At 39.8% G+C, this 25,005-nt stretch carries 24 protein-coding genes and 4 tRNA genes; 6 read left to right on the plus strand and 22 right to left on the minus strand.

The features are described from left to right. Positions 1-5: 5 nt before the first annotated feature. The 6 genes from HUU81_RS14075 to HUU81_RS14100 all read right to left on the minus strand — a co-directional run bounded on the left by HUU81_RS14075 (position 6) and on the right by HUU81_RS14100 (position 2,858). Positions 6-911, minus strand: a complete 906-nt coding sequence (locus HUU81_RS14075; protein ID WP_199609564.1) for a restriction endonuclease — start codon at positions 909-911, stop codon at positions 6-8. Positions 912-1,081: 170 nt separating this feature from the next. Then, positions 1,082-1,157, minus strand: a tRNA-Thr gene (locus tag HUU81_RS14080). A 76-nt stretch (positions 1,158-1,233) separates the two neighbouring features. Next, positions 1,234-1,309 (minus strand) — tRNA-Phe (locus HUU81_RS14085). Between the two features lie 20 nt (positions 1,310-1,329). Next, positions 1,330-1,405 (minus strand) — tRNA-Thr (locus HUU81_RS14090). Between the two features lie 61 nt (positions 1,406-1,466). Beyond that, positions 1,467-1,542 (minus strand) — tRNA-Phe (locus tag HUU81_RS14095). Positions 1,543-1,700: 158 nt separating this feature from the next. After that, complete coding sequence (locus HUU81_RS14100) at positions 1,701-2,858, minus strand: EAL domain-containing response regulator (RefSeq protein WP_267983421.1); 1,158 nt, start codon at positions 2,856-2,858, stop codon at positions 1,701-1,703. 164 nt (positions 2,859-3,022) lie between these two features. Here HUU81_RS14100 and HUU81_RS14105 point away from each other — a divergent pair, with 164 nt between their 5' ends. Next, positions 3,023-5,809 (plus strand): hybrid sensor histidine kinase/response regulator, encoded by a 2,787-nt coding sequence (locus HUU81_RS14105; protein ID WP_199609566.1) that lies wholly within the window; start codon positions 3,023-3,025, stop codon positions 5,807-5,809. A 65-nt stretch (positions 5,810-5,874) separates the two neighbouring features. On the opposite strand, the gene HUU81_RS14110 is transcribed toward HUU81_RS14105, so the two are convergent. Both HUU81_RS14110 and HUU81_RS14115 read right to left on the minus strand, forming a co-directional pair. Continuing rightward, the gene (locus HUU81_RS14110) at positions 5,875-6,837 is read right to left on the minus strand and encodes a DUF808 domain-containing protein (protein ID WP_199609567.1); all 963 of its coding nucleotides are present in this window, start codon (positions 6,835-6,837) and stop codon (positions 5,875-5,877) included. A gap of 69 nt (positions 6,838-6,906) precedes the next feature. Further along, complete coding sequence (locus tag HUU81_RS14115; RefSeq protein ID WP_199609568.1) at positions 6,907-7,428, minus strand: hypothetical protein; 522 nt, start codon at positions 7,426-7,428, stop codon at positions 6,907-6,909. A 227-nt stretch (positions 7,429-7,655) separates the two neighbouring features. On the opposite strand from HUU81_RS14115, the gene HUU81_RS14120 reads away from it, so the two are divergent. After that, complete coding sequence (locus HUU81_RS14120) at positions 7,656-8,387, plus strand: pyridoxine 5'-phosphate synthase (RefSeq protein WP_199609569.1); 732 nt, start codon at positions 7,656-7,658, stop codon at positions 8,385-8,387. Positions 8,388-8,531: 144 nt separating this feature from the next. Here the strand turns inward: HUU81_RS14120 and acpS are convergent, their stop codons facing one another. The 10 genes from acpS to rpoE form a co-directional block, all read right to left on the minus strand. Beyond that, on the minus strand, positions 8,532-8,909 hold the full coding sequence (gene acpS / locus HUU81_RS14125; RefSeq protein WP_199609570.1) for a holo-ACP synthase: 378 nt from the start codon (positions 8,907-8,909) through the stop codon (positions 8,532-8,534). Positions 8,910-8,925: 16 nt separating this feature from the next. Continuing rightward, a complete protein-coding gene (gene recO, locus HUU81_RS14130) occupies positions 8,926-9,639 on the minus strand; it encodes a DNA repair protein RecO (protein ID WP_199609571.1) in 714 nt (237 codons plus the stop codon). Positions 9,640-9,691: 52 nt separating this feature from the next. Then, the gene (gene era / locus HUU81_RS14135; RefSeq protein WP_233520629.1) at positions 9,692-10,636 is read right to left on the minus strand and encodes a GTPase Era; all 945 of its coding nucleotides are present in this window, start codon (positions 10,634-10,636) and stop codon (positions 9,692-9,694) included. 26 nt (positions 10,637-10,662) lie between these two features. Further along, complete coding sequence (gene rnc / locus HUU81_RS14140) at positions 10,663-11,334, minus strand: ribonuclease III (protein ID WP_199609573.1); 672 nt, start codon at positions 11,332-11,334, stop codon at positions 10,663-10,665. 68 nt (positions 11,335-11,402) lie between these two features. Continuing rightward, positions 11,403-12,323, minus strand: coding sequence for a signal peptidase I (gene lepB / locus HUU81_RS14145; RefSeq protein WP_199609574.1), 921 nt, complete (start codon positions 12,321-12,323; stop codon positions 11,403-11,405). 41 nt (positions 12,324-12,364) lie between these two features. Beyond that, positions 12,365-14,155 (minus strand): translation elongation factor 4, encoded by a 1,791-nt coding sequence (gene lepA, locus HUU81_RS14150; protein WP_199609575.1) that lies wholly within the window; start codon positions 14,153-14,155, stop codon positions 12,365-12,367. 212 nt (positions 14,156-14,367) lie between these two features. Beyond that, entirely contained in the window at positions 14,368-14,865 is a 498-nt protein-coding gene (locus HUU81_RS14155; protein ID WP_199609576.1) for a SoxR reducing system RseC family protein, read from the minus strand. Positions 14,866-14,890: 25 nt separating this feature from the next. Beyond that, positions 14,891-15,958 (minus strand): MucB/RseB C-terminal domain-containing protein, encoded by a 1,068-nt coding sequence (locus HUU81_RS14160; RefSeq protein ID WP_199609577.1) that lies wholly within the window; start codon positions 15,956-15,958, stop codon positions 14,891-14,893. After that, positions 15,958-16,665: a sigma-E factor negative regulatory protein gene (locus tag HUU81_RS14165; RefSeq protein WP_199609578.1), complete on the minus strand. Its 708-nt coding sequence runs from the start codon at positions 16,663-16,665 to the stop codon at positions 15,958-15,960. Before HUU81_RS14165 ends, HUU81_RS14160 begins: the two co-directional genes overlap by 1 nt. 114 nt (positions 16,666-16,779) lie before the next feature. Continuing rightward, the gene (gene rpoE, locus HUU81_RS14170) at positions 16,780-17,358 is read right to left on the minus strand and encodes an RNA polymerase sigma factor RpoE (protein ID WP_199609579.1); all 579 of its coding nucleotides are present in this window, start codon (positions 17,356-17,358) and stop codon (positions 16,780-16,782) included. A gap of 314 nt (positions 17,359-17,672) precedes the next feature. On the opposite strand from rpoE, the gene nadB reads away from it, so the two are divergent. Next, positions 17,673-19,331, plus strand: a complete 1,659-nt coding sequence (gene nadB, locus HUU81_RS14175) for an L-aspartate oxidase (RefSeq protein ID WP_199609580.1) — start codon at positions 17,673-17,675, stop codon at positions 19,329-19,331. A gap of 68 nt (positions 19,332-19,399) precedes the next feature. Here nadB and HUU81_RS14180 read toward each other — a convergent pair whose 3' ends face one another. Together HUU81_RS14180 and HUU81_RS14185 are read right to left on the minus strand one after the other, a co-directional pair. Continuing rightward, entirely contained in the window at positions 19,400-19,927 is a 528-nt protein-coding gene (locus tag HUU81_RS14180; protein WP_325071743.1) for a protein YgfX, read from the minus strand. A gap of 67 nt (positions 19,928-19,994) precedes the next feature. Next, the gene (locus tag HUU81_RS14185; protein WP_199609582.1) at positions 19,995-20,246 is read right to left on the minus strand and encodes an FAD assembly factor SdhE; all 252 of its coding nucleotides are present in this window, start codon (positions 20,244-20,246) and stop codon (positions 19,995-19,997) included. 160 nt (positions 20,247-20,406) lie between these two features. On the opposite strand from HUU81_RS14185, the gene ygfZ reads away from it, so the two are divergent. From ygfZ to HUU81_RS14200, 3 genes are all read left to right on the plus strand, one after another. Then, entirely contained in the window at positions 20,407-21,405 is a 999-nt protein-coding gene (gene ygfZ / locus HUU81_RS14190; protein WP_199609583.1) for a tRNA-modifying protein YgfZ, read from the plus strand. A gap of 27 nt (positions 21,406-21,432) precedes the next feature. Continuing rightward, positions 21,433-21,918, plus strand: a complete 486-nt coding sequence (locus tag HUU81_RS14195) for an FKBP-type peptidyl-prolyl cis-trans isomerase (RefSeq protein WP_199609584.1) — start codon at positions 21,433-21,435, stop codon at positions 21,916-21,918. A gap of 173 nt (positions 21,919-22,091) precedes the next feature. After that, positions 22,092-23,729, plus strand: a complete 1,638-nt coding sequence (locus tag HUU81_RS14200) for a methyl-accepting chemotaxis protein (protein ID WP_199609585.1) — start codon at positions 22,092-22,094, stop codon at positions 23,727-23,729. Between the two features lie 97 nt (positions 23,730-23,826). Here the strand turns inward: HUU81_RS14200 and HUU81_RS14205 are convergent, their stop codons facing one another. Continuing rightward, on the minus strand, positions 23,827-24,222 hold the full coding sequence (locus tag HUU81_RS14205) for a hypothetical protein (RefSeq protein ID WP_199609586.1): 396 nt from the start codon (positions 24,220-24,222) through the stop codon (positions 23,827-23,829). A 309-nt stretch (positions 24,223-24,531) separates the two neighbouring features. Next, positions 24,532-24,966: a hypothetical protein gene (locus tag HUU81_RS14210; protein WP_199609587.1), complete on the minus strand. Its 435-nt coding sequence runs from the start codon at positions 24,964-24,966 to the stop codon at positions 24,532-24,534. Positions 24,967-25,005: the final 39 nt, after the last annotated feature.

The following is a 25,005-nucleotide window of genomic DNA, read 5'->3' on the forward strand; positions in this document are numbered from 1 at the left end:
AATAGTTACCTAAAGTTTAAACCTGATCGTGAGTTAATATTAAAGGCCATCGATACACCATCATCATTACCTGTCGCAGTGACAGTAATGCTTGTATCTTTATTTTCGCCCAGATTGTTGCTTGTGCCGTATATAGCAGGTTTTTTGTTAAACTCTTCGTAATTGAGTTGCTGTGGGGATGCTAAACGAACAATAGTATAGTTGGCAGATAATTTTGAACACTTCGCTTTTACTCCATGCTTATCAGCAATTATGATTTCATTTTCAAAGCTCCATTCTTGGTGATGCTTTGAACCATTTTCAGTTTTTTCACCATCAATTAATCTACTTTCTTTGATATTTTTAGTTGAACCGGAAGAAATTAAATCATAAACGAAATTTGAAATTAATACGTTGTCGTTTGTGTCTGCCAAAACTGTACTTTCCAGTGAGTACTCTACCTTATCAGCACTTTCTAAAAAGGTTACATTGAAGCCTATATCGTCAATTGTTGTTGAGTGGAGTATTAATTGAACATTTTTAACTTTATTTAGAAAGGAGGGCCATGATTGGCTTAGTGCTTGGCCAAAAGATATTGCATCGATTTGATTCTTCTTTGCAAATTTTTGTGCGGATACAGCAAACCCTGACTTCGACACAATGACAGTCTTATGTATTCCAACATTTTTATGCTTATTAATTAGCTGCTCCATTACTGGAACACCTATTGACCTTGATTTAGCTGTGCATTCAATACCTACTTTAAAGCTATAAGGGCCAGAGGTATCTTCGATCAATATATCAATTTCCCTATCTTGATCAGATACCGGGTCGTATAACATCGCTGACTCTGTAATTTTGACGTTAGAAGATGCTAGAAGCTGATTGATAGCCAATACAAGCTTCTGGTATTCGTTAGTTCTTTTAGGCACGTTACGATAGCTCTTATTAAATTCCCAAAATTAATTTCCATGGTAAGTACCAAAGAAGGTGTCATCCAGACACTTTGCAAACCCGTTAACAATAACCGTTTTAAAACACTAAATTCAAGACATAAAAAAACCTCAACAAATGTTGAGGTTTTTTTATTTCAATTAAGAAATGGTGCCGGCTGCCGGAGTCGAACTGGCGACCTACTGATTACAAGTCAGTTGCTCTACCAACTGAGCTAAGCCGGCACACTAAGCAGTTCACACTTTACTTAGTGTGCAATATTTTGTTCAGTTACAAGAAGCACAACAAAATATTTAATGATGGTGCCCAGAGACAGAATCGAACTGCCGACACGAGGATTTTCAATCCTCTGCTCTACCGACTGAGCTATCTGGGCAAATTAGTTAACAGAAAAAATGGTGCCGGCTGCCGGAGTCGAACTGGCGACCTACTGATTACAAGTCAGTTGCTCTACCAACTGAGCTAAGCCGGCACACTATTCTGTTTTATTAAAAGTGCGAGCACTCTTAACTAATAAATCGGTTTTAAATAAATGGTGCCCAGAGACAGAATCGAACTGCCGACACGAGGATTTTCAATCCTCTGCTCTACCGACTGAGCTATCTGGGCATTGTTTACTTAGCAGCTTCTCTCGTTGCTGCGGGCACGTATTAAACGGATTTTGAGGTTTTAAGTCAACTCTTTTTTTAACTTTTTATATATTTTTGTGCTTAATGCTGTTTTATTGCGCTTTTTGTTCTAATTTCAATCAATATTTACATCAAACATCAATTCCACAAGTAAGGGCGAGAATAATAAAAGCCTTGAACCGTATTTACGCCTAATTGTTTTAAGGTATTTAATTCAGCAACCGTTTCTACGCCTTCAGCCACTGTTGTCATATTTAAGCTTTTCGCCATATCAATCGTATTTTTAATCAACGCTTGGTTGTGCGGGCTAGTCTCACAACGTGAAATATAGGCGCGATCAATCTTTAATTCCTGAAAAGGAAAATCACTTAATTGCTTCATGGTGGAATAACCCGCACCATAGTCGTCAATAGATAAGTGAACGCCAAGCAAACGTAAGCGCATTAAGCTCTCTTGCGTATTTAGTATGTCATCCGCAATACAGCTTTCAATAATTTCTACTACAACTTGGTTTGGATCTATATCGTACTGTTGAATATAACTAGAAAGTAAGCCCACAATATCTTGTTCGGCTAAACTATTTACAGACAAGTTTATCGAAATGCGCTTGTCTCTATAGTTAGTAAAGCGCTTAAATACCCTTTGAAATAACACCTCATTAAACTCAGCCATTCTGTTGCTTTGCTCAAAAGCAGGAATGAATTGGTCTGGCATAATAATTGTTTCGTCCTCTAAGGACAGCCGAGACAATACTTCATACCCTACAATCGCTTCATCTTGAATAGACACCTGAGGCTGCACCATTGTAATTAAGTTGGCTTCAGTAAGTGTAAATTGACTTATATCGAACGGTACAACAGACCGTTCATGAATGGCCACATCTTCATTGTGAATATTTTTATCAACTTCAAGTAATAACGATTGTAACTGCGCTGAAGTAAATGGCTTATGCAATTGCCCCACTACACTTAAATGATATTGCTTGGCTATTTGTTCAGCCATGTTTAATATTTTCTTTTCAAAGCCACTCATAATAATAATTTGGCCTTGAAATTGTCGCTCGCCCAGCAACTTTAACAACTGAATACCATCTATTTGTGGCATTTGAAGATCAATAAACAATAAATCATTTTTGTTAGATGAGTGGGTAAGCTTAGGCAATGCGATAGTGGGGTCTAAAAATGTCTGTACGTGCACAATGCCTAACGCTTGCAGTTTATCGTTAATAAACTTCATAAAGAAAGGATCATCGTCTACGACTATTATATTTTTAAGATTTGTATATAGGTGTTTCACAATATTTATACAGCCATTTCTGCTCTTAATTGTACTCTTATCTATTTTTGGTTGTAGATTGTTTTAATTGCTTTAGAATCTAACCAAATTCTATCATCAGTGCTAACAGCGGTAGATAATAACGCAACAAGCATTAACAAAAAAACAATTAATGTTACTTATATATGCCTAATACTTATTCTCGACGTAGTGTCTTTATTAAATATCTCCTTATCGTGTCATTTTTTGCGCTAGCCATATTTGCTGTATCCAATGTAGAACGCATTGTTTTGCTTACGGTTAAAGAAACTCAGGTTCCGCAACAAAAAGCCTCTCAGCTACAAAAATTGCTGCCTGAGTTACTGCTAAAAAAAGATGAAAAAAAAGTTCAGTCTTTACTGCAATTAAGTAAGGATACCGAACATCCAACTGCTGCTTATGTGTACCAAACCACTGACGATGGCAAATTAAAGCTGTGGGTGAACACGTCAAATCTTGATGGCTACTTTCCTAGCCCACTAAAGCGTGATACCACAAAAAGTACGGATGAGTGGTTTGTCATTAATAAAACCATTCTAAATAACGCTAAAGACGTTATCGGCGTAGTTGTTTACGCACAAGCCAGGCCCAAACTAGCGCTATTACCTATTGTTATTCAACTGGGCGTGATTTGTATTTTATGCTTAATTTTGGCGCGCTCTATCTATAAAACGTTATCACGATTTGCAGATAATAAGATTGAACCTATTTTAGCGGACACACGTCGTATCTTCCGCGGAAAAAAATACAACCAGCTAATTAATTATAAAGAAGAAAGTGCCACTGGTGAGCTGGTTAGTTACATTAACCAAACCTTTAAGGAATCAGCCCAATATCGCGAGCAACTTGATGAATTACAGTCTCAAGTAGATAACCTACAACAGGATGCTGAAAGAAAAGTACTGGAGCGTACTGAGGCATTAGAAACGGCCAAATTAGCAGCAGAAAAAGCGAACGACGCCAAGTCAACCTTCCTTGCTACCATGAGCCATGAAATACGCACACCTATGAATGGCATCATTGGTACTATCGACATCTTGCGTAAAACCAAACTGTCTGACTCACAATTCAATATGACTGACACGATACGGGAATCTTCTTTCTCACTGCTGCATATTCTTGATGACATTTTGGATTTCTCTAAGATAGAAGCTGGAAAGCTAGATATTGAGTCTATTCCTACATCGGTGCATGAAATCGTTGAAGCCGTTGGCAGAACCCTGATGCCTGTTGCGCACCAACGCCAAATAGACTTAAAAGTCTATGTTGATCCGCGCATTCCATTCGAAGTAATGGCCGATCCTGTGCGTATTCGACAAATACTCTTTAACTTAGCAGGCAACGCGCTTAAGTTTACTGAAACAACCAGAGATAAAACGGGCTCAGTACTTATTTCAGCGCATATGAAAGAGCAAACGTTAGAGTTTTATACCATCGAGTTTAAAGTGCGTGATAACGGCAAAGGCATGACCGAGCGCCAAATGAATCATATCTTTAACCCGTTTAATCAAGCTGAAGGATCAATTACTCGCAAATATGGCGGTACTGGCCTTGGCCTTTCCATTTGTAACCGACTGTGTGAATTAATGTACGGCAGCATTAAAGTGAGCAGCACGGTGGATGTTGGCACTACATTTACCGTATCTTTACCGCTCACTCGAACACTGAATACCACGACTATCAGCAAAGAGCTATTAAACGGTACTACCACATATATTTATACAAAAGATGAGCAAAATCGCATTAATATTGAGTCTTATCTAAATCATTGCGGTAGCCATCATATTTCATTTGGTAATGTAGAAAAATTAGATAACTTCATCAGTGATAACGTGGTCACTCATAGTACAACTAAGCATGTATGGGTAATAGATGGCACTTATTATCAAAGAGAAAGCGAACATTTAGTTAGACGTTTACTGACTATCGACAAACTTTCCCAACATAAGTTTTTAGTACTCACAAATATTGTTGACGTTATCGAAGTGGCAGACAACCGAGTGCATTACTTACATTCCACTCCAATTTGCCGTACCTCATTTATTGAAAGCATCCAAATTTGTGCAGGGTTATTAGAGCAATCGGCAAGTAGCTTAGGCAAAAACAGTCAAGTGAAATTAGCATCTAACTTTCAAACTGTTGAACAAGCTAAAGCGTCAAACAGCTTAATATTACTGGCTGAAGATAATGTCATGAACCAAAAAGTGATTGTTGAACAACTTCACATGCTTGGGTATGCCGTTGAAGTGGCTAATGACGGGCGCGAGGCATTAAAAAAATGGCGCGAATACCAATATCCGCTCATTTTAACCGACATTCACATGCCTCACATGAGCGGGTACGATTTAGCTAAAGCCATTCGTACCGAAAGCATGCACATGCCAGAAGATACCCAGTTTACTCGTATTCTTGCCATCACGGCGAATGCACTAAAAGGTGAAAAGCAAAAGTGCTTAAGTATTGGTATGGACGGCTACACAACCAAACCACTTGAATTAGAAGCATTGCAAGCAGAATTAGAAAAGTGGATTACGTTACCCAATGCCCCTAAAACCAAAAAGAGTAAAATTTTGAAAGACTCATCAAGCGTCCCAATAGATTTAGATACCATCACACGCTTTTTAGGCGATAACAAATTAAAGCACAAAGAGTATTTAGAGTACTTTGTCAATCAAGCTAAAGACTTAGTTGAGCAACTGACACATAATTTTGCAGCACAAGACAGAGATCGGATTAAATCACTTGCGCATCAATTAAAATCGATGGCAAAAAGTGTAGGTGCATTAAGCTGTGTAGACTTTGCAGTAAAATTAGAAAAAGATGCCCATACCGCAGTGTTAGATAACTTGCACCGAACATTAGAGTTACTAACCAGTGAAGTGCTTAATATTGAAGAGTATGTAGCTGATGAGTTTGCCATGAGCGAAGCTTAACACGCTAAACATTTGTATTGGTGGCAAGATGCGAGCTTCATATAAAGCCGCTCGCATCAACCTGCTTATTTACTGGTTTCGGCTTTAGCGGGTTTAAGTTGCTTCACCCCCAATACCATTAACAGTATAAGCGTACCAACCAGAATGCCTCCCACTAAATTAAATAGAAGTGGCGTTAGCCAGCTCGCATAAAAGTCCCCACCAGGGAACGTTGCAACAAGCTCTATTAATGCTTCCGACCAATGATGTGCAAAGGCTAAACCATGCGTGAGAATACCGCCGCCAACTAAAAACATGGCCGCAGTGCCTACTACTGAAAGTGTTTTCATTAAGATTGGAGCAAAGCCAAGCAACCCTCTACCCACTATCTTTTTGAATTGGCTAAAGCGGCTTGTTTGTTCAGCACTTTTGACTAAATATAGTCCCGCATCATCGAGCTTTACGATGCCTGCCACTAAACTATAAACCCCAATGGTCATCAGAATGGCAATAGTTGATATTACCGAGGCCTGCATAGCAAGAGACGTATTAGCAACCGTACTTAAAGCAATCACAATAATCTCAGCAGATAAAATAAAGTCAGTACGTATTGCGCCTTTAATTTTTTCTTTTTCCAGCTCTACTAAATCAACGCTGTCATCGGCAAGGGCATTTAGCATTTCTTCATGTTCTTTTTCAGCTTCCTCTTTATCAGCAAAAAAACTATGATGGAGCTTCTCTACACCTTCGTAACATAAATATGCGCCACCTAACATCAGCAATGGCATGGTTAGCCAATTGGCAAAATAACTAATCAGTAAAGCCGCTGGCACTAAAATAAGCTTATTTAAAAAAGAACCCTTTGCAACCGCCCACACGACGGGCAATTCACGCTCTGCTTTTACACCCGACACTTGTTGTGCATTTAGTGCTAAATCGTCGCCAAGCACCCCTGCCGTCTTTTTTGCAGCTACTTTTGACAGTATCGCCACATCATCAAGCACCGTCGCAATATCATCAATTAATGCAAGTAAACTGGTTGCTGCCATGAATTTTTCCTTGTAGTTGTACTAATTTTTTCGTTCGCACTAAATTTTATACTAAGTAAACCCGCTGTATTAAATGTTATTTTTTTCTGCGTCTATATAGCCATTCTTCTTAGGTGACTGACATAAAAAAGGCTTGCCTTTGTCAGCACCATGAAAGAAGAATGAGAGTTGCTTCGCTTTTAATTCAATTAAATAGCCATCCACCAGTACTTGTGCATACATACGGTCAGGCAGTGGACAACCCAAGCTGCGGTCACGCCACACCACCGACTTTACACTAACCAGCTCAATATCTTGTTCTGATATATTTAACTGCTCGCTTAATTGTTGTTTTGCACTGGTAATATTTTCATCCATTCGGCTTTTCCTATTTTTTAGCGCGGCATGTTTATCGTGTTTGTTATGTTGCGGTTCATCAGGAATAAGTACCGTTTCTTGTTGATAAACAACCTCAGTTCCTGATGACGTGGTACCTGATGAAGTGGTATTAGCTGAACAACCAGCTAACAGCATGATTAATATACTGAATCCTAGCAAGACAACAGTATCAACATCGTATTTTTTTATATGATCAGTCAGTAAGCGCAACATTATCCCTCTCTTAATATTATATGAAGTCATTGAGTAGATTAGCTTTCTTGATGTGTATTGCTACAAGTTAGCATATTTTCATCTTTCTACAATCGATAGCACGCCGTTAAGTACGCTGCTTAATCGTGAAAAAAGTCATCAATTACTATACACTTAGCCCGCTAAACATACTTTTAATAAGTATTGCTACAAGTACCATCGCTAACAGCTGACAGAAGGACTCAATCATGAGCACTATTTTTAGTGTAAACCTAAATAAAATTGCATTGCTAAGAAATTCACGCGGACGCGACTATCCTAGCGTCGTCAACTTTGCAGAACGTGCTCTACAATATGGCTGTAAAGGGTTAACGCTGCATCCTAGGCCTGATCAACGCCATGCTCGACCTCAAGACTGTTACAATTTAGCTAAGTTATTAGAGAAGTATCCTGATGCTGAGCTTAACCTTGAAGGTTACCCAACAGACGATTTTATTGATTTAGTTATAAACTCAGGCGCTCATCAATGCACTTTAGTACCAGACGCACCCGATCAGTTAACGTCTGATCATGGTTGGGATATGCATAGCCAAGTGGAACTTCTGCTGCCCGTTATTGCAAAACTAAAGGCGGCAAATATCCGCACCAGTATATTTATTGATCCTGACGCACAGCAATGCGCGCTCGCACACCTAACAGGAACAGATAGAGTTGAACTGTATACAGAAGGTTATGCTCAGGCTTTCGGCACAGATAAACAACATGCCATGTTGACGCAATATGCTGCTGCTTCGCAAGCGGCTCTAGACACAGGCATCGCTGTCAATGCAGGCCATGACTTAAACCTTGATAACTTAGCCGTATTCCTAAGCCATGTGCCTAGTGTTAGTGAAGTATCGATTGGTCATGCCGTCATCGTTGAGGCATTACAGTTTGGATGGCAACAGGTCATTGAGCGCTACGTAGCTATTTGTGAGTAACCCTTGTTTATACTTGCAGTGTTTTATAGTTTAGCTCTGCAAGTAAACCGGCAAAAATTGATAAACCTACACTAAAAATAGTAAGCAAAACAGTTAACCCGCTTCTAGATTACTTACAATCAAGAAGCTCCTGCACCTGCAAAGCTACGACTCGAGTATGACCACTGCGGTGGCGTAATGCTGTTCATCGCTAATTGAGATATGAGTCGCGGTTATTCCACATTCTTTAGCGCGTTGTTCAGCATTACCAGATAACACAAGCAGTGGCCTGCCCGACTCATCATGGCTAATTTCAAAATGCTGAAACGAGATCCCTCGGCCTATTCCTGTTCCCATGGCTTTTGCGGCCGCTTCTTTTGCTGCAAATCGCTTAGCTAGAAATCGGGCAGGCTGGTTATGCGCCTCAAAATCCACAAGTTCACGCTCAGTCAGTACTCTTTTTGCTAAACGACTACCACGCTCAAGCTGTGTTTCCACCCGCTGAATCTCAATAATATCTGTGCCTATTCCCATTATTGGCATGGCATTTCCTTAGTACTTATTTTAAAAATAAATCTCGGCTCTTTAACGGCTTTGCGCCTAGATATGGCGAAAGTGCTTGTCGCATTAATCGTTTGGCATCACTTAACACTGTTGACGAATCAAATTGAAAAGCATCTATTTTAATTAAGCTAGCACCATGAAAACGAGCGAGTTGGTTATCCGTTTCTCGTAAACTAAAGCCGTATTGCGGAACATAACTGTAATATTCATCAGCTTTGATCGCTTGTTCACTATCAAAACAACAATCAAAATCGATAGAGTATCCGAGATAATTGAGCAATTTAATTTCAAAAATACGCAGGTGAGGCTCAATTACGTCGGTCGTTACTAAGTTGTTTAGGATGGTTTTATATACAGAAAATAACTCGGTAGATTCTAAATTTTGCGGCCACAACCGTTGAGTGAGCTCATTTAGGTAAAAGCCACTAAATAATGCGTTGCCTTTTAATGCAACGGGTAAAGCAAGCTCCTCACAGCGTGTTAATAGCTTTAATTCAGCATTACCTTGATATTGAACCAGAATCGGTCTGAAGGGTTGTAATAAGGCGGAAAACGTAGACTTTTTATTTCCTACACGAGCAATTACAGTAACTCGCCCTACTCGATTAGTAATAATATCAACTAATGCACGACTATCACTAAAGGGTCTACGATGAAGAACAAAAGCAGGCTCAAGGCTTGACTGTTCTTCCCGTCGTGCACTATTCAATTATCGATTACTCCTAACTAAGCCAATAACGATAGCGAGTAAAATATTGTATTTAGTCTTCACCATAACCTAACGAGCGAAGTGCACGGTCGTCATCTGCCCAACCACTTTTCACTTTCACCCAAAGCTCTAAATACACTTTGTTATCAAGCATTTCTTCAAGATCTTTACGGGCTTCACTGCCAATCACTTTTAGCTTTTCGCCTTTGTTACCAATAACCATGCGTTTTTGGCTTTCTCGTTCAACTAAAATCAAGGCGTTAATATTACATACACCGCGCTCATCCCATTTGAAACGCTCTATTTCAACCGTTACAGAGTAAGGTAATTCTTCCCCCATAAAACGCATTAATTTTTCACGCACAATCTCAGACGCCATAAAGCGCATAGAACGGTCTGTTATATAATCTTCCGGAAAATAGTACTCTGATTCAGGCAGGTTCGCTTTAACGATGTCTACGATTTTGTCGACATTGTTTCCCTTTTCAGCAGAAATGGGCACGATGTCTTTAAAGTCGTGCTTTTCTGATAACCACTGTAGATGTGGCATCACGTCGTCTTTTTCTTTTACGTTATCAATTTTATTAATTGCTAACACAATTGGACGGCGCGCCTGAATAAGTTTGTTTAATACCATTTCATCATCAGGGGTCCACTTCGTGCCTTCCACCACAAAAATGCTCAGCTCAACATCGCCAATCGAGCTTGCCGCAGCACGGTTCATTAAACGGTTGATGGCTCGCTTTTCTTCTTGGTGTAAGCCTGGAGTATCAACGTAGACTGTTTGATAAGGCGCTTCTGTGTGAATACCCATGATGCGGTGACGCGTAGTTTGCGGCTTACGTGAGGTAATGCTAACTTTTTGTCCCAGTATCTTATTTAATAAGGTCGACTTACCTACATTTGGACGACCTACAATTGCAACCATACCACAATAAGTTACATCCGGCGCATTACTATCGCTATCATCCCCTTGGGTAAGGTTCTGAGCTATCATCTCTTCTAGTGGGCTATTTTGCTTTGTCATTTCTTTAATTTCTCCATGGCGCTTTCAGCGGCAGCTTGTTCAGCTTTTTTTCTGCTGGTTCCTTTGGCAGAAATAGGTCGCATCCCATCAATTTCACATTCAACAGTAAATTCTTGGTTATGCGCTTGTCCTGTGGTTTTAATCACAGTATAGACGGGTAAAGGAAGCTTACGCCCTTGAAGATATTCTTGTAGTTGAGTTTTATGATCTTTTTGGCTGGAACCCGGCTGGATGGTGTCAAGCCTTTGGCCATACCAGCTGAGCACTAAGTTCTTACAAGTTTCAATGTCCGAATCCAAAAATACAGCACCAATTATCGCTTCTACTGCATCGGCTAAAATTGACGCTCTGCGGAATCCACCGCTTTTCAACTCGCCGGGGCCTAAGCGTAAATATTCGCCTAAGCCAAATGACAATGCAATTTCTGATAGTGTGGTTCCACGCACTAAAGTAGCGCGCATGCGGCTTAAGTCGCCTTCATCGTGTTTTGGAAAACGCTTGTAAAGTTCATGAGCAATGGCAAAACTCAAGATTGAATCGCCTAGATACTCTAAACGCTCATTATGCTCGCCTTTACAGCTTCTATGGGTCATAGCTAGTTCTAATAAACTAACATCTTTAAATTCATACCCAATTTTTTTAAACAGTGGCTTAACGGCCTTATTCATTCAGTTAACTCTACTATGTGGCGGAAAAACGCATCCCTGATAAAACCGCCATTTCATTAAAATATATGCTATTTAATCGGGCCTAAACGCTCAGCGCGATAACCCACAGGGATAAAGCTCGGCAAAGCGCTTTCGCCACTACTATCAAACTCGAAGCTGTTCCAAATAAATACAGCTTTGCCTACTAATAACTCATCAGATACAAAGCCCCAGTAGCGGCTGTCCATACTGTTATCGCGATTGTCACCCATGGCAAAATAATGCCCTTCTGGTACTACCCATTCATCTTCACGGGTACCACTTTGTTTGAAGTAACGGCTTTTAAATTCAGGGTAAACAGGGTTAATTAATACGTTGTGCTTTAAACCCAATAAATCTTCTTCCAGTTCAATTAAAGGCACATTATCCAGTTTAAACTCACCTTCATTGAGTTTATTCATGTCAATTTTGTGATATTTATCACAATGTTTTTTGTCATTTTCACAGGCAGGCTTGATATACAGATTCTTATTGCGATACACAATACGATCACCCGGCAAACCAATAATACGCTTAATGTAATCAATCCTAGGCTCTAAGGGATATTTAAAAACAGCGATATCACCACGTTCTGGTGAGCCTGTATCAACCAGCTTGGTACGCCAAACAGGGTCTTTAACACCGTAGCTATATTTTTCCACCAAGATAAAGTCGCCAACCAATAACGTTGGCATCATAGAACCTGATGGTATTTGGAATGGTTCATATAAAAATGAACGTAAAATGGTAATGCCGAGGATCCAAGGGAATATAGATTGAGCGGTATCTGCCAACCAAGGTTTTGGCGCTACTTTTTCAGCCGTATCAGCATCAAACTGAATACCTGCTGTTGTTTGCGCCTGAAGCACTTTTTCTTTGCGTTTTGGTGCAAATACTGTGGCATCAATTAACCATATTAGTCCGCTTCCTAGCGTTAATAAGACTAAAAAAATTGAGAAATAAACCGCCATATCTAATGAAACCCTTATAGTTAGCTCTTATTGTTGAGCCTTTATTTTCCGATTTTAAGAATCGCTAAAAACGCATCTTGCGGTAGCTCTACGTTACCAATCTGTTTCATACGCTTTTTACCTTCCTTCTGTTTCTGAAGGAGCTTTTTCTTACGACTCACGTCACCGCCATAACATTTTGCAATTACGTTTTTACGTAACTGTTTTACCGTGGTACGAGCAATAACATGGTTACCAATAACCGCTTGAATGGCGATATCAAACATTTGACGAGGAATTAACTCGCGTAGCTTATCTGCTAACTCACGACCACGCCCTTGTGAAAAGTCACGGTGCACAATCATGGCTAGTGCATCTACTCGGTCGCCATTAATTAGAATATCAACACGTACCATGTCTGCCGCATCATAACGCTTAAAGTTATAGTCTAATGATGCAAAGCCACGGCTGGTTGACTTCAGTCGGTCGAAGAAATCCATTACCACTTCTACCATCGGCAACTCGTACGTCAATGCAACCTGATTACCGTGATATGACATATTCGTTTGCACGCCGCGTTTTTCAACACATAAAGTAATAACGTTACCTAGGTATTCTTGTGGCACAAGGATATGTGCTTCAACAATTGGCTCACGAATTTGCTCAATATTATTAAGCGGTGGTAAATCTGATGGGTTATCAATCGTAACCTCTTCACCACTGGTTAATGCTATTTGATAATTTACCGTTGGTGCAGTGGTGATTAAGTCTAGATCATATTCACGCTCTAAACGCTCTTGGATGATCTCCATGTGAAGCATACCCAAGAAGCCACAGCGGAAACCAAGACCTAGAGCTGTTGAGCTTTCTGGCTCATAAAACAATGACGCATCGTTCAGACTTAGTTTTGCTAAGGCGTCACGGAAGTTTTCATAATCGTCAGAGCTAACAGGGAATAAACCAGCATAAACTTGTGGCTTAATACGTTGGAAGCCTGGTAGTGGTGCTTCAGCGGGTGCGCGCTGTAATGTTAAAGTGTCACCTACTGGTGCCCCTTTAATTTCTTTAATGCCCGCAATAACAAAACCTACTTCGCCCGTACTTAATATGCCAGTGTCAGTTTGTTTTGGTGTAAAAATACCTACTTTATCAACTAAGTGTGATTGCCCAGTCGACATCACCTTAATTTTTTCGCCCACTTTAAGCTGGCCATGTTTAATACGAACTAATGATACAACCCCTTGGTATGGGTCAAACCATGAATCGATGATTAACGCTTGCAGTGGCTGTTCGGGTTCACCAACCGGTGGCGGTACTTGTTTAACGATTGTTTCTAGTACGTCATGGATACCGATACCTGTTTTAGCGCTACATTGCACCGCATCGGTTGCATCAATCCCAACAATATCTTCAATTTCTTCAGATACACGATCAGGATCAGCCTGTGGTAAGTCTATTTTATTTAGGATAGGAATTACTTCCATGTCCATTTCAATGGCGGTGTAACAATTCGCTACGGTTTGCGCTTCAACACCTTGCCCTGCATCTACTACTAGTAATGCACCTTCACACGCGGACAGTGAGCGCGATACTTCATAAGTAAAGTCTACGTGTCCCGGCGTATCGATAAAGTTGAGCTGATAGGTTTCGCCGTCTTGAGCGGTATAATTTAGGGTTACACTTTGCGATTTAATGGTGATCCCACGCTCACGCTCAATATCCATAGAATCAAGCACCTGAGATTGCATTTCTCGCTCTGAAAGGCCACCGCATTCTTGGATAAGACGATCAGATAAGGTGGATTTACCGTGATCAATGTGTGCAATTATTGAAAAGTTGCGTATGTTTTTCATAGGAAATGATTCTTAACTACTGTTCTAAACGAAAGTTGCTTTAAACGTACAAGCGATAAGCTAAACGTGTAAAGGGCATTTAATCGCGCAATTTTACTAGACTTTGCGATCAATACCAAACTGAATCCGCAATCAATTGAAATTAACTTAACATTGTTCCCGTTTTGCTGGGGAAAGATAGAGTGTGTGGGCGCTTAATATCAGTGTTTCTATCACACTTCTTTAATAGGAATATGTTCAGGTAAGATTTGCAACAACGTGACTTGATAGTCACTCGCATTTGTACCGTTTTTTATCCACCAGCGAGCAAACGCAAACCCCATTGTCCCTCCAGCGAATAACCCTAAAATGGTTAGCCATTCAGCATCAATAAGCAAACGCTGAGCAGTAAAATCAACTACAACCGCTGCTAAAATAGCTAATACTAACGGCAACATATAGACCATTAACGAGCCAGTAACGATCGTATTTTCAGGAATACCTATTTTCACTTGTTGACCAACGTTAGCCTGTTTGACAGAAGCTACACTTACCACATTTTTTCGCTTACTAAACGCTTTAGCCACCGTGCTAGTACCACAATTTTCTTCTACATGGCAGGCGCTGCAAGTCGTTTTAATTTGGGTTTCAACCCAAAAAATATAGTTCGCGTCAGAACCTTTATCGGCTAAAGGCTCTACAGCAACAATAACACCTTGCTCTTCAATCATAATTTTCCAGTTAAATGAGTATCGTTTATTTGTGTGAAACTGACTGGGCAATCAACTGAGCAGTTTTGGCAGGAATACGACCAACTACAGACACATCATATACTTGGTTTCGATGATTATATAGCGTGATTGCACCTTTAGTTAATACTGAATTTGACGATCCTGACAAGGGGCGCTGTATAAACACTGAAAAATCTATCAGTCCATCGCTAAACATATAATAATCTGATGCTTCCCGGGTGAGTGAAAGCTGGTGCTTATCTGACTTAATCACTTTAAACCCTGAAGGTAGCCAACCAAAACGCCAATTGTTAATCTTAATCTCGCTATTTTTCACCACATCAACATCTAGCGATGTTGACGCCTGTTGGCTTGTAGCTGAAACAGGTGGAGTGATCACCTCAGGCAAAGTTGCGGCACTTAACTTGATAAGTTCAGGGTGTGGTTGCTCAGTTACTGTAATATGGGTAAGCTGAATTTGCTCTAATTCTTCACCACTATCATTCACATAAGCGGCTTTGAGTAACATGCCTGAACGTACGTCTAACCACAATTTAAAGTTATATAGATGTTTATCGTTAGCAATAATTCGGATTAATTGCGCTTCTCTTCCAGCAATACGTTTTTTGCCTGCTAAAACAAAACTATAGTGTTGTTTTAAATTGCTAATATCCGTAAATAAAATTTCTGGAATAGGACCGCGAATAACACCAGAATTGATTGAGTAAGGAGGCTGTTGAGGATCAAAGTAAGTAACCACCTTATCACGCCTAACAATATCTTGCCCCGCACCATTTAATAAACTTAAGTGCTCTAGCTCTACCCCTTGATGAATACCATGCAACCAACGATAAGGCTCACCTTTTTTGTTAAAAATAACAATAAATGAGGCATCAAAATTTAAATTGTGCAAAGCATAATTCAATTTTTGCAAAAGTTGTTCCGCGGTAACAGGCTCCGATGCAGATTGGCTGGCATCGTTAATAGTGATCACACTAGAGGAAGAAGGAGGCTGGTGAGTGGCGTCAATGCTATCCTGCCCGATGCTTGGACAAGATAGCAACAAGATGAACAATACTACTAAACTTCTCATTAGTTATTTACTTGGTTATCCCCGTTACGAAGACTGTCATCGTCTTGGCTTTGATTGCTCGATGCGTCTTCAACCGAAGTTGACACTGGCTTTAATCGAATTTGACGTTGGTGATCTAATATTAATGCATTGATACGCTGTTGATCAGCCGATATTGTGTTGCGCTGTTGGTTCGACGTAGTCGATAAACTAACAGGAGAAGCAAAACCATCTAACGGCTTTGTCACAAACACCGGTAACGGGCTTGTATCATCAACGCCATTATCAGAATATTGTTGAACACCAATAACAGAAACCATTGCTACTGTTGCAGCAATCGCTAGCTGTGAACTATAACGAAAAGCAGGAATGCTTAGTAAACCACTTAGGCTTGCTCCACCTGCTTTTTGCTTAATCTTGTTAACCCACTGAGTAACTCTTGAAGGCGACGTTTCAACTTCTGTAGCTACAGGCTGATGAGGAGCTTCAAACTCTAAAGCAGCTTCAATGCGTTCTGCCAGCCCCAGATCAATGTTGCTAGCCACTTCCTTGCGTAACACATCACTTGCTAAATGATAACGAGCCCATGTGGCGCGCTTTTCTTCACTGAATTCATTAGCTGCATGCGAATTATCTGGAGAATGACTATCAAGAAAAGTGCTAATTTCCTGTTCAGTCGCTTCATTATCCATCACAACAGAAGTTAATTCATGTTGTTTCATAACCATACTCAATTCCTACCGTATTTACATATACTTGATATATGTTTGTAAAACTGTTGCTAATTACTTAATTAAGCTTTTAGTTAATCTGCATTATGTTTGCTTTTATTTACTAAATACCTAATTACTTATTAGAGGCTTAATGTTGTTATCAATTGCTTCACGCGCTCTAAAAATACGAGAGCGAACCGTGCCTACGGGGCAACCTACTACTTCAGCAATTTCATCGTAACTTAATCCATCTATCTCCCTTAACGTAATCGCAGAGCGCAAATCATCAGGCAAAGACTCAATGGTGGAAAATACCACTCGTTTAATTTCATCCGTCAAAACCAAACTTTCTGGTGAAGCGTTTTCGCGTAACGCGCTTGCACCATCATAAACTTCAGCCTCGTCTGCATCTATATCACTTGAAGGCGGCTTCCGCCCTTGAGCAACAAGATAATTTTTTGCGCTGTTAACCGCTATGCGATATAACCACGTGTAAAAAGCGCTTTCTCCACGAAAGTTGGGTAAGGCTCTATATGCCTTAATAAACGCTTCTTGCACTACATCTGCAACATCTCCATGGCTAGAAACATAACGTGACACTAAACTCGCCACTTTATGTTGGTATTTTCTAACCAATAAATTAAACGCGTTTTTATCACCCTGCTGGACGCGTTTTATAATTTCAAAATCAATTTCTTGCTCGCTCATTCGAGCCTGAACTCCCAAATATCCGTTATACTTCTCGAATAGTGACTCTGTTTCCAGATTAAAAAAGAAAAGTACCCTAACAAAAATGCGTTACTACATACTGAAAAATAAAAACCTGATAGTAACCGTGTTCTCTTTTGCTCAATCTGGATTGGGCAAGCGTACAATCTCAGACTAGCAAATTTGTAAAAAGTTCTTACAAATTACAAAATAAATACAAATTAATTAAAATAGTGTGTTTTAACAGTCTAAATCAGAAAGTAAAAAATGCTATTATTTAGACTTATCTTCCTGAATTGCGAATGATTATATCGATGAATGAGCATATTGAACACTTTTGTGATGTATTAATAATAGGCAGCGGTGCAGCAGGCTTAACCCTTGCATTACAGATTGCCGAGCAAGCAAAAGTTGCGGTTTTAAGTAAAGGCCCGTTAAAAGAAGGGTCAACATTGTACGCCCAAGGTGGTATTGCTGCGGTTTTTGATGAAAACGATAGCATCGAGTCACATGTTAAAGACACATTGCAGGCAGGTGCAGGATTATGTGATAACGCAGCGGTCACGTTTACTGCCAAACAAGCGAAGTCGTCGATGGAATGGCTTATTGAACAAGGTGTACCATTCGACCAATTTGAAGATAAAAAAGGCAATAAAAAGTACCACCTTACTCGCGAAGGTGGCCATAGCCATCGTCGTATTTTGCATGCTGCCGATGCAACAGGTAAAGCAGTACAAACATCACTAGTAGAACAAGTTAAAAAACACCCTAATATCACGTTGTTCGAACGTTATAATGCTATTGATCTAATCACCTCTAAAAAACTCAAAACGATAGATGCAAATGCCGCTATTCCTAACGGAAATAAAGTACATGGCGCCTATGTATGGAACCGCAACCGAGAAATGGTTGAAGTAATACGAGCCAAAAGTGTGGCTTTAGCGACAGGTGGCGCAAGTAAAGTGTACTTATACACCAGCAATCCAGACGTGGCCAGCGGTGACGGCATTGCTATGGCGTGGCGTGCAGGTTGCCGTGTAGCAAATATGGAATTTAACCAATTTCACCCAACATCACTTTATCATCCCGATGCCCCCAACTTTTTGATCACCGAGGCAATGCGAGGTGAAGGCGCTTTTTTAAAGCGCCCTGATGGCACGCGCTTTATGAGTGAGTTTGACGAACGCGCTGAATTAGCACCGCGAGACATTGTTGCTCGAGCAATCGATTATGAGATGAAACGGTTAGGCGTGCAGTGCGTGTATTTAGACATTAGTCACAAACCAAAAGACTTTATAATTGAGCACTTTCCAACTATTTATGCTAAATGCTTGAGTGTAGGAATAGATATCACAAAAGAAGCAATTCCCGTTGTACCCGCTGCTCATTATACCTGTGGCGGTGTGATGACCGACAACCACGGTAAAACCGACATCGATAACTTATATGCCATTGGCGAAGTTGCTTACACTGGACTACACGGTGCTAACCGTATGGCCAGTAACTCATTGCTTGAATGTGTGGTATATGCACGCTCAGCAGCTGAACATATTACACAGCACCTAACGTCTCATACCGCCAATGTATCTATTCCTGCATGGGATGAAAGCCAAGTGACCAATTCAGATGAAGAAGTTGTTATCACCCATAACTGGCACGAACTAAGAATGTTTATGTGGGACTATGTTGGCATTGTAAGAACAACAAAACGGTTAGAACGCGCTTATCGCCGTATCGAGCTACTAACTCAAGAAATTGAAGAATATTATAGCCACTTCCATGTCAGTAATAACTTGCTGGAACTCAGAAACCTAGTGCAAGTGGCTGAGTTGATTGTTCGCTGCGCGATGGCAAGAAAAGAAAGTCGTGGTTTACATTACAACTTAGATTACCCTAATACATTGCCTAACAGTCAGCCTACCGTACTGATCCCCGCTAATGAATTAAGTAATAATAAGCTAAGTACTAATTAACCATCAATATCTTAGCCTCATCAGCACAGTACAGATAATCTAGTGCAGATAATCAGTCCCATGCATTGTCACTTACTGTGCTGATGGCGCCGAGAAAGAATTAGTCGACACAGTTTACGGTAGTGCTGCTCGTCTATCGAGTCTTGGAAAACCAACCAGTGGCGGGTGTAAATAATCACCCCAAAACGTCTTTTCCAGTAACTTAAAAAGTGATGATATATAGTTGAAAAACGGCTTCCTGTTGCATGCGCTATTGAATGCTCATGTAATGCATCTGCGTTTTGATATCTCAATAAACAAAATACATCACTCACCACACAGTTTCGGTTTAACTGCCCTATCTCTATATCATCACCACGTATCAGCTTAATTTGTCCATCTTGTGATAGAGCAATTTTATTGACTGTACTCGTCTGATTAATCACCTTGCACTCTAAAAAAGCGAGTATCAATATACAAAGGGTAATACACAGCATGAGCGAAATATTGTAGACAACACCTAAAGTAAGCAAACTTAGTACACATAAATAACAATAAATACGTGTAAACCAACGCTGATAATTAGAAGGCTTAAGAATTAATGTAAAACGTTCCATGTTTTATATTGCGTTATTGAAAAAGAAAGCATGTTCCGACTAAACACGCTTTCACTTTCTGCACACTCTACACTTTCACTCGTTTAAGAATTAACGAAACCATATATTGGTGTTCCGCATTATCGCTTTTACCATGGCCCATAAACCATGCAAATAAGTCAGGATCATCACACTCTAATAAGTTTTGAAATTTTACTTTATCTTGCTCAGATAAATCATCATAGGCTTCATCAACAAATGGCATAAACAGTACATCTAACTCTAACATACCTCGTCTGCATGCCCATTTTAATCGTGACTTATTCGTTAACTCGCTCATTAATTTTGCTACCTAAAAGTACCGCTATCACACTAATAATAAATTTAGTATGCAGCATAAGGTTGGATAGAAGTTTTATGGCAGCTATACTAGCATGAACCTTGAGGTTTCTGAAATCGTCCCCACTTGAATTAAATTCACTAAAAAACCGATAAAGTTTATGTCTACTTCACAGCCAACAACTCATTGCTTAACCACTCAATCGATTACTCAAGACAATCTTACCCAAGCACAACAGCTTGCGATAATGCCATTAAATGACTACGGCATAATAAGCTTAATTGGCGAAGACAATAAATCATACCTGCAAGGACAAGTTACCTGCGACTTAACAGAGTTAACGGAACAGAATGCCATTCGCGGTGCGCATTGCGACGCAAAAGGAAAAATGTGGTCTACCTTTCATTTATTTCAGCGCAATGAGGAAGTATTGCTACTTTCGCATCAGGACGAACACGCCAGTACCCTGCCAGAATTAAAAAAATTCGGTGTCTTTTCAAAATCAACCATCGAAAATGCAACGGCACATTTTGCTATTTTTGGGATTTCAGGCACAGACGCAGGTAATTGGCTAAAACAGACGACGCAAATCGATCTATCGGCACAAAATAGCGCGACTAATAACGAAAGCAATATAACTGCGATTAAACTATCTGAAGAGCGATTCATATTGCTACTAGCGCAAGCAGAAGCTGAAGAGTTCATGACTGAGCACCAATCTTTTTTATACTCGCCGGAATATTGGCAGTATTTAAGTATTATGGACGGTGAACCGCACTTAACTGCCCCACTTATTAATGAATACGTTCCGCAAGCGTTAAACCAGCAAGCGTTAAACGCCATTAGCTTTACCAAAGGGTGCTACATTGGGCAAGAAATGGTAGCCCGTATGAAGTTTTTGGGTAAAAACAAACGCGCAACCTATATACTTAAAGGAAGTTCTGATATTTTGCCAGTATCAGGTGACTCTATAGAGTATCAATTGGGTGAAAACTGGCGTCGCGCAGGCGTCATTGTAAACGCAGTCAGTTTTCTTGATAACCTTTATTTATTGGCTGTGCTTCCCAACGATGTGGAAGTAAGCACCGTATTTAGATTAAAAGAACAACCAGAAACACAACTTTCACTTATCCCTCTTCCTTATTCTCTTGCTGAATAACGACGTGGTTAACTAACAGGAAAAAGAATGAACATTAGTAAAGATAAAGTCGTCACAATGCACTACTCGGTAATGGACAAAGAAGAAAACGTTATCGACAGTTCTCATGATCATGAGCCACTAGCCTTCATCCAAGGGCAACAGTTTTTAATTCCAGGCTTAGAGAATGCGTTAGAAGGTCATAAAGCAGGTGACACATTTAGCGTTAATGTTGATGCAAAAGAAGCGTATGGCGAACGCCACGACGGGTTTGTACAAACAGTTGATAAAAACATGTTTGGTGAAAACGAAATCGAAGTAGGCATGCAATTTAGAGCTACTACTGACGACGGCGAACAAACCGTTATCGTTGTTGACGTGCAAGACGATAAAATTACGGTTGATGGCAATCACCCACTAGCTGGCGTTGACTTAGTATTTGACGTAGAAATTATCGATGTACGCGATGCAACGGCTGAAGAACTACAGCACGGTCATGTACACGGTGAAGGCGGTTGTGGACACCACCACTAACGCTGGATAGCTTTTAAAGTTCATCGGGATGAGTATAACGCCCGTTGAACTTTTTAAGTGTGTTTACGCAATCTAATTGATTGAAAAATATATTGATGTAAGTTTGCAATCTAGACATATTCATATAACTTAAAGTAAGCCGTCGAATTTTTTTGATAGGACTCTCTGAGTTTATGAAGCATTTTTTTAGTGCACTAAGTCTAAAATGGAAGCTGCAAATTGGGTTTATGGCCATTGCCATGATCACCACAATATACAATCGGTGGATTGCCTCTAATGAGTTGCAACAAATGATTGCAACAGCGAAACAATCCAACCTCCCAACTGCATTCATCCAAACGCTCGAACAGCAATACACTCACTTTGTACAATATGCTGTGTTCGACGCCTTAATTCAATTTACCCTCCAATTTATCGTGATTGCCGTTATCGCACGGTTATTTGTCGAACCAATTATCGAGTTAATAGAGTCCTTAAAAGCTGTTGAAGCAGGCGACCTCACCCAAGGGGTAAAAGTGCATTCCAAAGACGAGTTTGGCGAGCTTGAAAGCCATTTCAATGTAATGCTTAATCAGCTTAGTCGTATATTATCCAGTGTTGAAAAAAGCTCTATTCACATGAGTCAGTCAGCCTTTCAAATTGCAGAAGTCTCCCACGAAATAGAAAATATTAGCCAATCGGAACAAGCAAAATCTAATGAGGTGATTAGCGCTACCTCGCAACTGCATGAAAGCGCACAAAGCGTATTAAGCTATGCCGAACAAACCGCAGAAAAAGCAAAAGAAACCGTGGATAAGTCACAACAGGGCAAAGAAAGTTTGTCGCAAAGTATTGCGCAAATGGATCAAATCTCCAGCAATATTCAGCTAACATCAGGACAAATCAATGAGCTTGTTGAATCTACCGCAACCATTAACGAAATATTAAGTGCCATTAAACAAATTGCCGAACAAACTAACTTACTCGCGCTAAACGCCGCTATTGAGGCTGCAAGAGCCGGCGATCAAGGCAGAGGTTTTGCTGTAGTGGCAGACGAAGTAAGGCAGCTTTCTATACGCACACATCAGTCAGCCGAGCAAGTATCTGACATCGTATCTAGCCTCACAACCAAAGTGGATGGCGCAGAAAAGTCGATGAACGCGCTAGTTGAACAAGTTTCAAATAGTCGCACGCAAATTTATCACACAGAAGATATCATCAATACCATGCAACATGATGTAAGCCAAACCGCATCACTTAATGAACAAATAACAGGTGCGTGCGACGACCAAATGAGCACATTTGCCACTTTGCAACAATCGCATACCTCACTATTCAACACGCTAAAAGAAAATAGCGCTAAAGTTGCCAATACAGCAAGCATCAGCGATTCCTTATTCGAGCTGACTGAAAATCTTAAAAATCAAATGGCGGGTTTAAAGTTTATTAATCAAGAAGAAGACGAAGATAAAGACTTTGAAGATACCAATCAGCGCCGCGCCAAACGCGTAAAAAGCCATAAGCTTGTTACCGTGGAGGTTAATGGGAATAAGTACGAAGGGCTAAGCCAAGACTTAAGCGACTCTGGCATTCGTATTCTAGTGCAAGGACATGTGCCAGAAAATGCTGAAGTAATCATTGGTATTAAACCGCCTAGCAATAATTTGCAAGAATACCGAAAACAACAAGCACTACAAATCAAAGCCCGTGCTGCATGGCAAAATGAAACAGATGACAATAAAACCCTAGCTGGATTTATGTTTTTAGATTTAACGGAAGCTCAGAAAAAAGGACTAGCCGACTGCATCGCATTCTTTAGCGCACAATCCTAAGCTGCTTAATGGAACATGTTAGTAGCAAAACACTAAAGCTCTGCTACTAAGAGATTAAAGCTTATTGAATTAAAGCTTGTATCGTTACGTTTTCAACTTACTGCGCATCTTGTTTAGAATATGAATCCCAAGACCAAGGACTTAATTCAAATACCTTATCTGAATACACTCGCCCTTTATTACACACGTTATCATGGCCAACAATGCGTAATGGCAGCTTATTTGAGTAAGACTTCTCAATCAGCTCGTATTGATATTTAACAACTGGAGAGTCTAAATCCAAATGCCAAATTAAACTGTCTTCATCAATCACACAGTTTTCAAAACTTGAATTATCTTTCATTACATCCATTCTGAAGTAAATAGACGTATCACCGTTATCACCCGATCTAGTGATTATCTGACTAACCGTACCATACACATCATTTGCTGCATTTCCTTGATAAGGAAGTATCGCGCTAGCCAGTATTAACAAAGCCCCTGTTAGTTTCATTTTCTCTATTCCTTTTAATGAGAGAATTAATATGCTTCCATTTAGTAGTGATACTACGACTCAAAACAGAAAGTAAAACAGCGTTGTTTTTATCACCTTTATAAAAAATAAACAATAACTTAGTTAAGCTAACCATCATTAATATGCGGTGCACTCATAGTTGCGGTAAGAAAGAGAAATTCCTTAATCAAAACAAAGCGACCGTATAGATATATGAAAAATACACCACCTTGTTGGTTACTCAAACAGCTTAACCACTTAAAAGTAGCTAAAAGCATTGTTATGGTTATTTGATTAGGGAAGGTATATTTAGGTTTTATCTGCACTAAGTAGCTCAATCAAAAAGCTAATTTCACGCTCAAGAAAAGCTTCCGAACTTTCAGCACAGGAATAGGCCTCCAAAACACAGTTGGTTGCCTGTAAAAATACTTCTGTTTTGAGCGACTGTTCATTCATAACAATATTTAACGCTTCGGAGATATAGTTTAAACTCAGAAAATACTCATACATACCAATATGAATCAATTCTTTTATCCGAGGTTCGTCATCAACGAGGCTATCATCACCTTCAACAAGTAATATTTCTAAATAAGAAAACACTTCCTCTAAAATTTCGTACTGATACTTTTCTTGACAGCCACTAATGAACTTAAAAAGCACTAGCTTTCGTTGATCATCATTTAGACTTTCAATCAACGCTTTTAATTCAGATGTTTTACCTGCACTTAAAACCCAATTATTCATAGTTCAATTGTAAAATTTAGCGTTTAAGAATTATTTAAA

Origin of the sequence: Flocculibacter collagenilyticus (assembly GCF_016469335.1) — a bacterium.
In the GTDB taxonomy this organism is placed as follows: Bacteria; Pseudomonadota; Gammaproteobacteria; order Enterobacterales; family Alteromonadaceae; genus Flocculibacter; species Flocculibacter collagenilyticus.

Excerpts from the sequence above, each read along its gene's own strand:
- HUU81_RS14180 (WP_325071743.1), bottom strand. The coding sequence starts at position 19,927 with ATGGAACGTTTTACATTAATTCTTAAGCCTTCTAATTATCAGCGTTGG.
- lepB (WP_199609574.1), bottom strand. The coding sequence starts at position 12,323 with ATGGCGGTTTATTTCTCAATTTTTTTAGTCTTATTAACGCTAGGAAGC.
- acpS (WP_199609570.1), bottom strand. The coding sequence starts at position 8,909 with ATGCCAATAATGGGAATAGGCACAGATATTATTGAGATTCAGCGGGTG.
- HUU81_RS14120 (WP_199609569.1), top strand. The coding sequence starts at position 7,656 with ATGAGCACTATTTTTAGTGTAAACCTAAATAAAATTGCATTGCTAAGA.
- HUU81_RS14210 (WP_199609587.1), bottom strand. The coding sequence starts at position 24,966 with ATGAATAATTGGGTTTTAAGTGCAGGTAAAACATCTGAATTAAAAGCG.
- lepA (WP_199609575.1), bottom strand. The coding sequence starts at position 14,155 with ATGAAAAACATACGCAACTTTTCAATAATTGCACACATTGATCACGGT.
- HUU81_RS14105 (WP_199609566.1), top strand. The coding sequence starts at position 3,023 with ATGCCTAATACTTATTCTCGACGTAGTGTCTTTATTAAATATCTCCTT.
- nadB (WP_199609580.1), top strand. The coding sequence starts at position 17,673 with ATGAATGAGCATATTGAACACTTTTGTGATGTATTAATAATAGGCAGC.
- rnc (WP_199609573.1), bottom strand. The coding sequence starts at position 11,334 with ATGAATAAGGCCGTTAAGCCACTGTTTAAAAAAATTGGGTATGAATTT.
- HUU81_RS14160 (WP_199609577.1), bottom strand. The coding sequence starts at position 15,958 with ATGAGAAGTTTAGTAGTATTGTTCATCTTGTTGCTATCTTGTCCAAGC.
- HUU81_RS14110 (WP_199609567.1), bottom strand. The coding sequence starts at position 6,837 with ATGGCAGCAACCAGTTTACTTGCATTAATTGATGATATTGCGACGGTG.
- HUU81_RS14200 (WP_199609585.1), top strand. The coding sequence starts at position 22,092 with ATGAAGCATTTTTTTAGTGCACTAAGTCTAAAATGGAAGCTGCAAATT.
- ygfZ (WP_199609583.1), top strand. The coding sequence starts at position 20,407 with ATGTCTACTTCACAGCCAACAACTCATTGCTTAACCACTCAATCGATT.
- HUU81_RS14155 (WP_199609576.1), bottom strand. The coding sequence starts at position 14,865 with ATGATTGAAGAGCAAGGTGTTATTGTTGCTGTAGAGCCTTTAGCCGAT.
- HUU81_RS14165 (WP_199609578.1), bottom strand. The coding sequence starts at position 16,665 with ATGGTTATGAAACAACATGAATTAACTTCTGTTGTGATGGATAATGAA.
- HUU81_RS14115 (WP_199609568.1), bottom strand. The coding sequence starts at position 7,428 with ATGTTGCGCTTACTGACTGATCATATAAAAAAATACGATGTTGATACT.
- HUU81_RS14205 (WP_199609586.1), bottom strand. The coding sequence starts at position 24,222 with ATGAAACTAACAGGGGCTTTGTTAATACTGGCTAGCGCGATACTTCCT.
- HUU81_RS14195 (WP_199609584.1), top strand. The coding sequence starts at position 21,433 with ATGAACATTAGTAAAGATAAAGTCGTCACAATGCACTACTCGGTAATG.
- rpoE (WP_199609579.1), bottom strand. The coding sequence starts at position 17,358 with ATGAGCGAGCAAGAAATTGATTTTGAAATTATAAAACGCGTCCAGCAG.
- HUU81_RS14185 (WP_199609582.1), bottom strand. The coding sequence starts at position 20,246 with ATGAGCGAGTTAACGAATAAGTCACGATTAAAATGGGCATGCAGACGA.
- era (WP_233520629.1), bottom strand. The coding sequence starts at position 10,636 with ATGATAGCTCAGAACCTTACCCAAGGGGATGATAGCGATAGTAATGCG.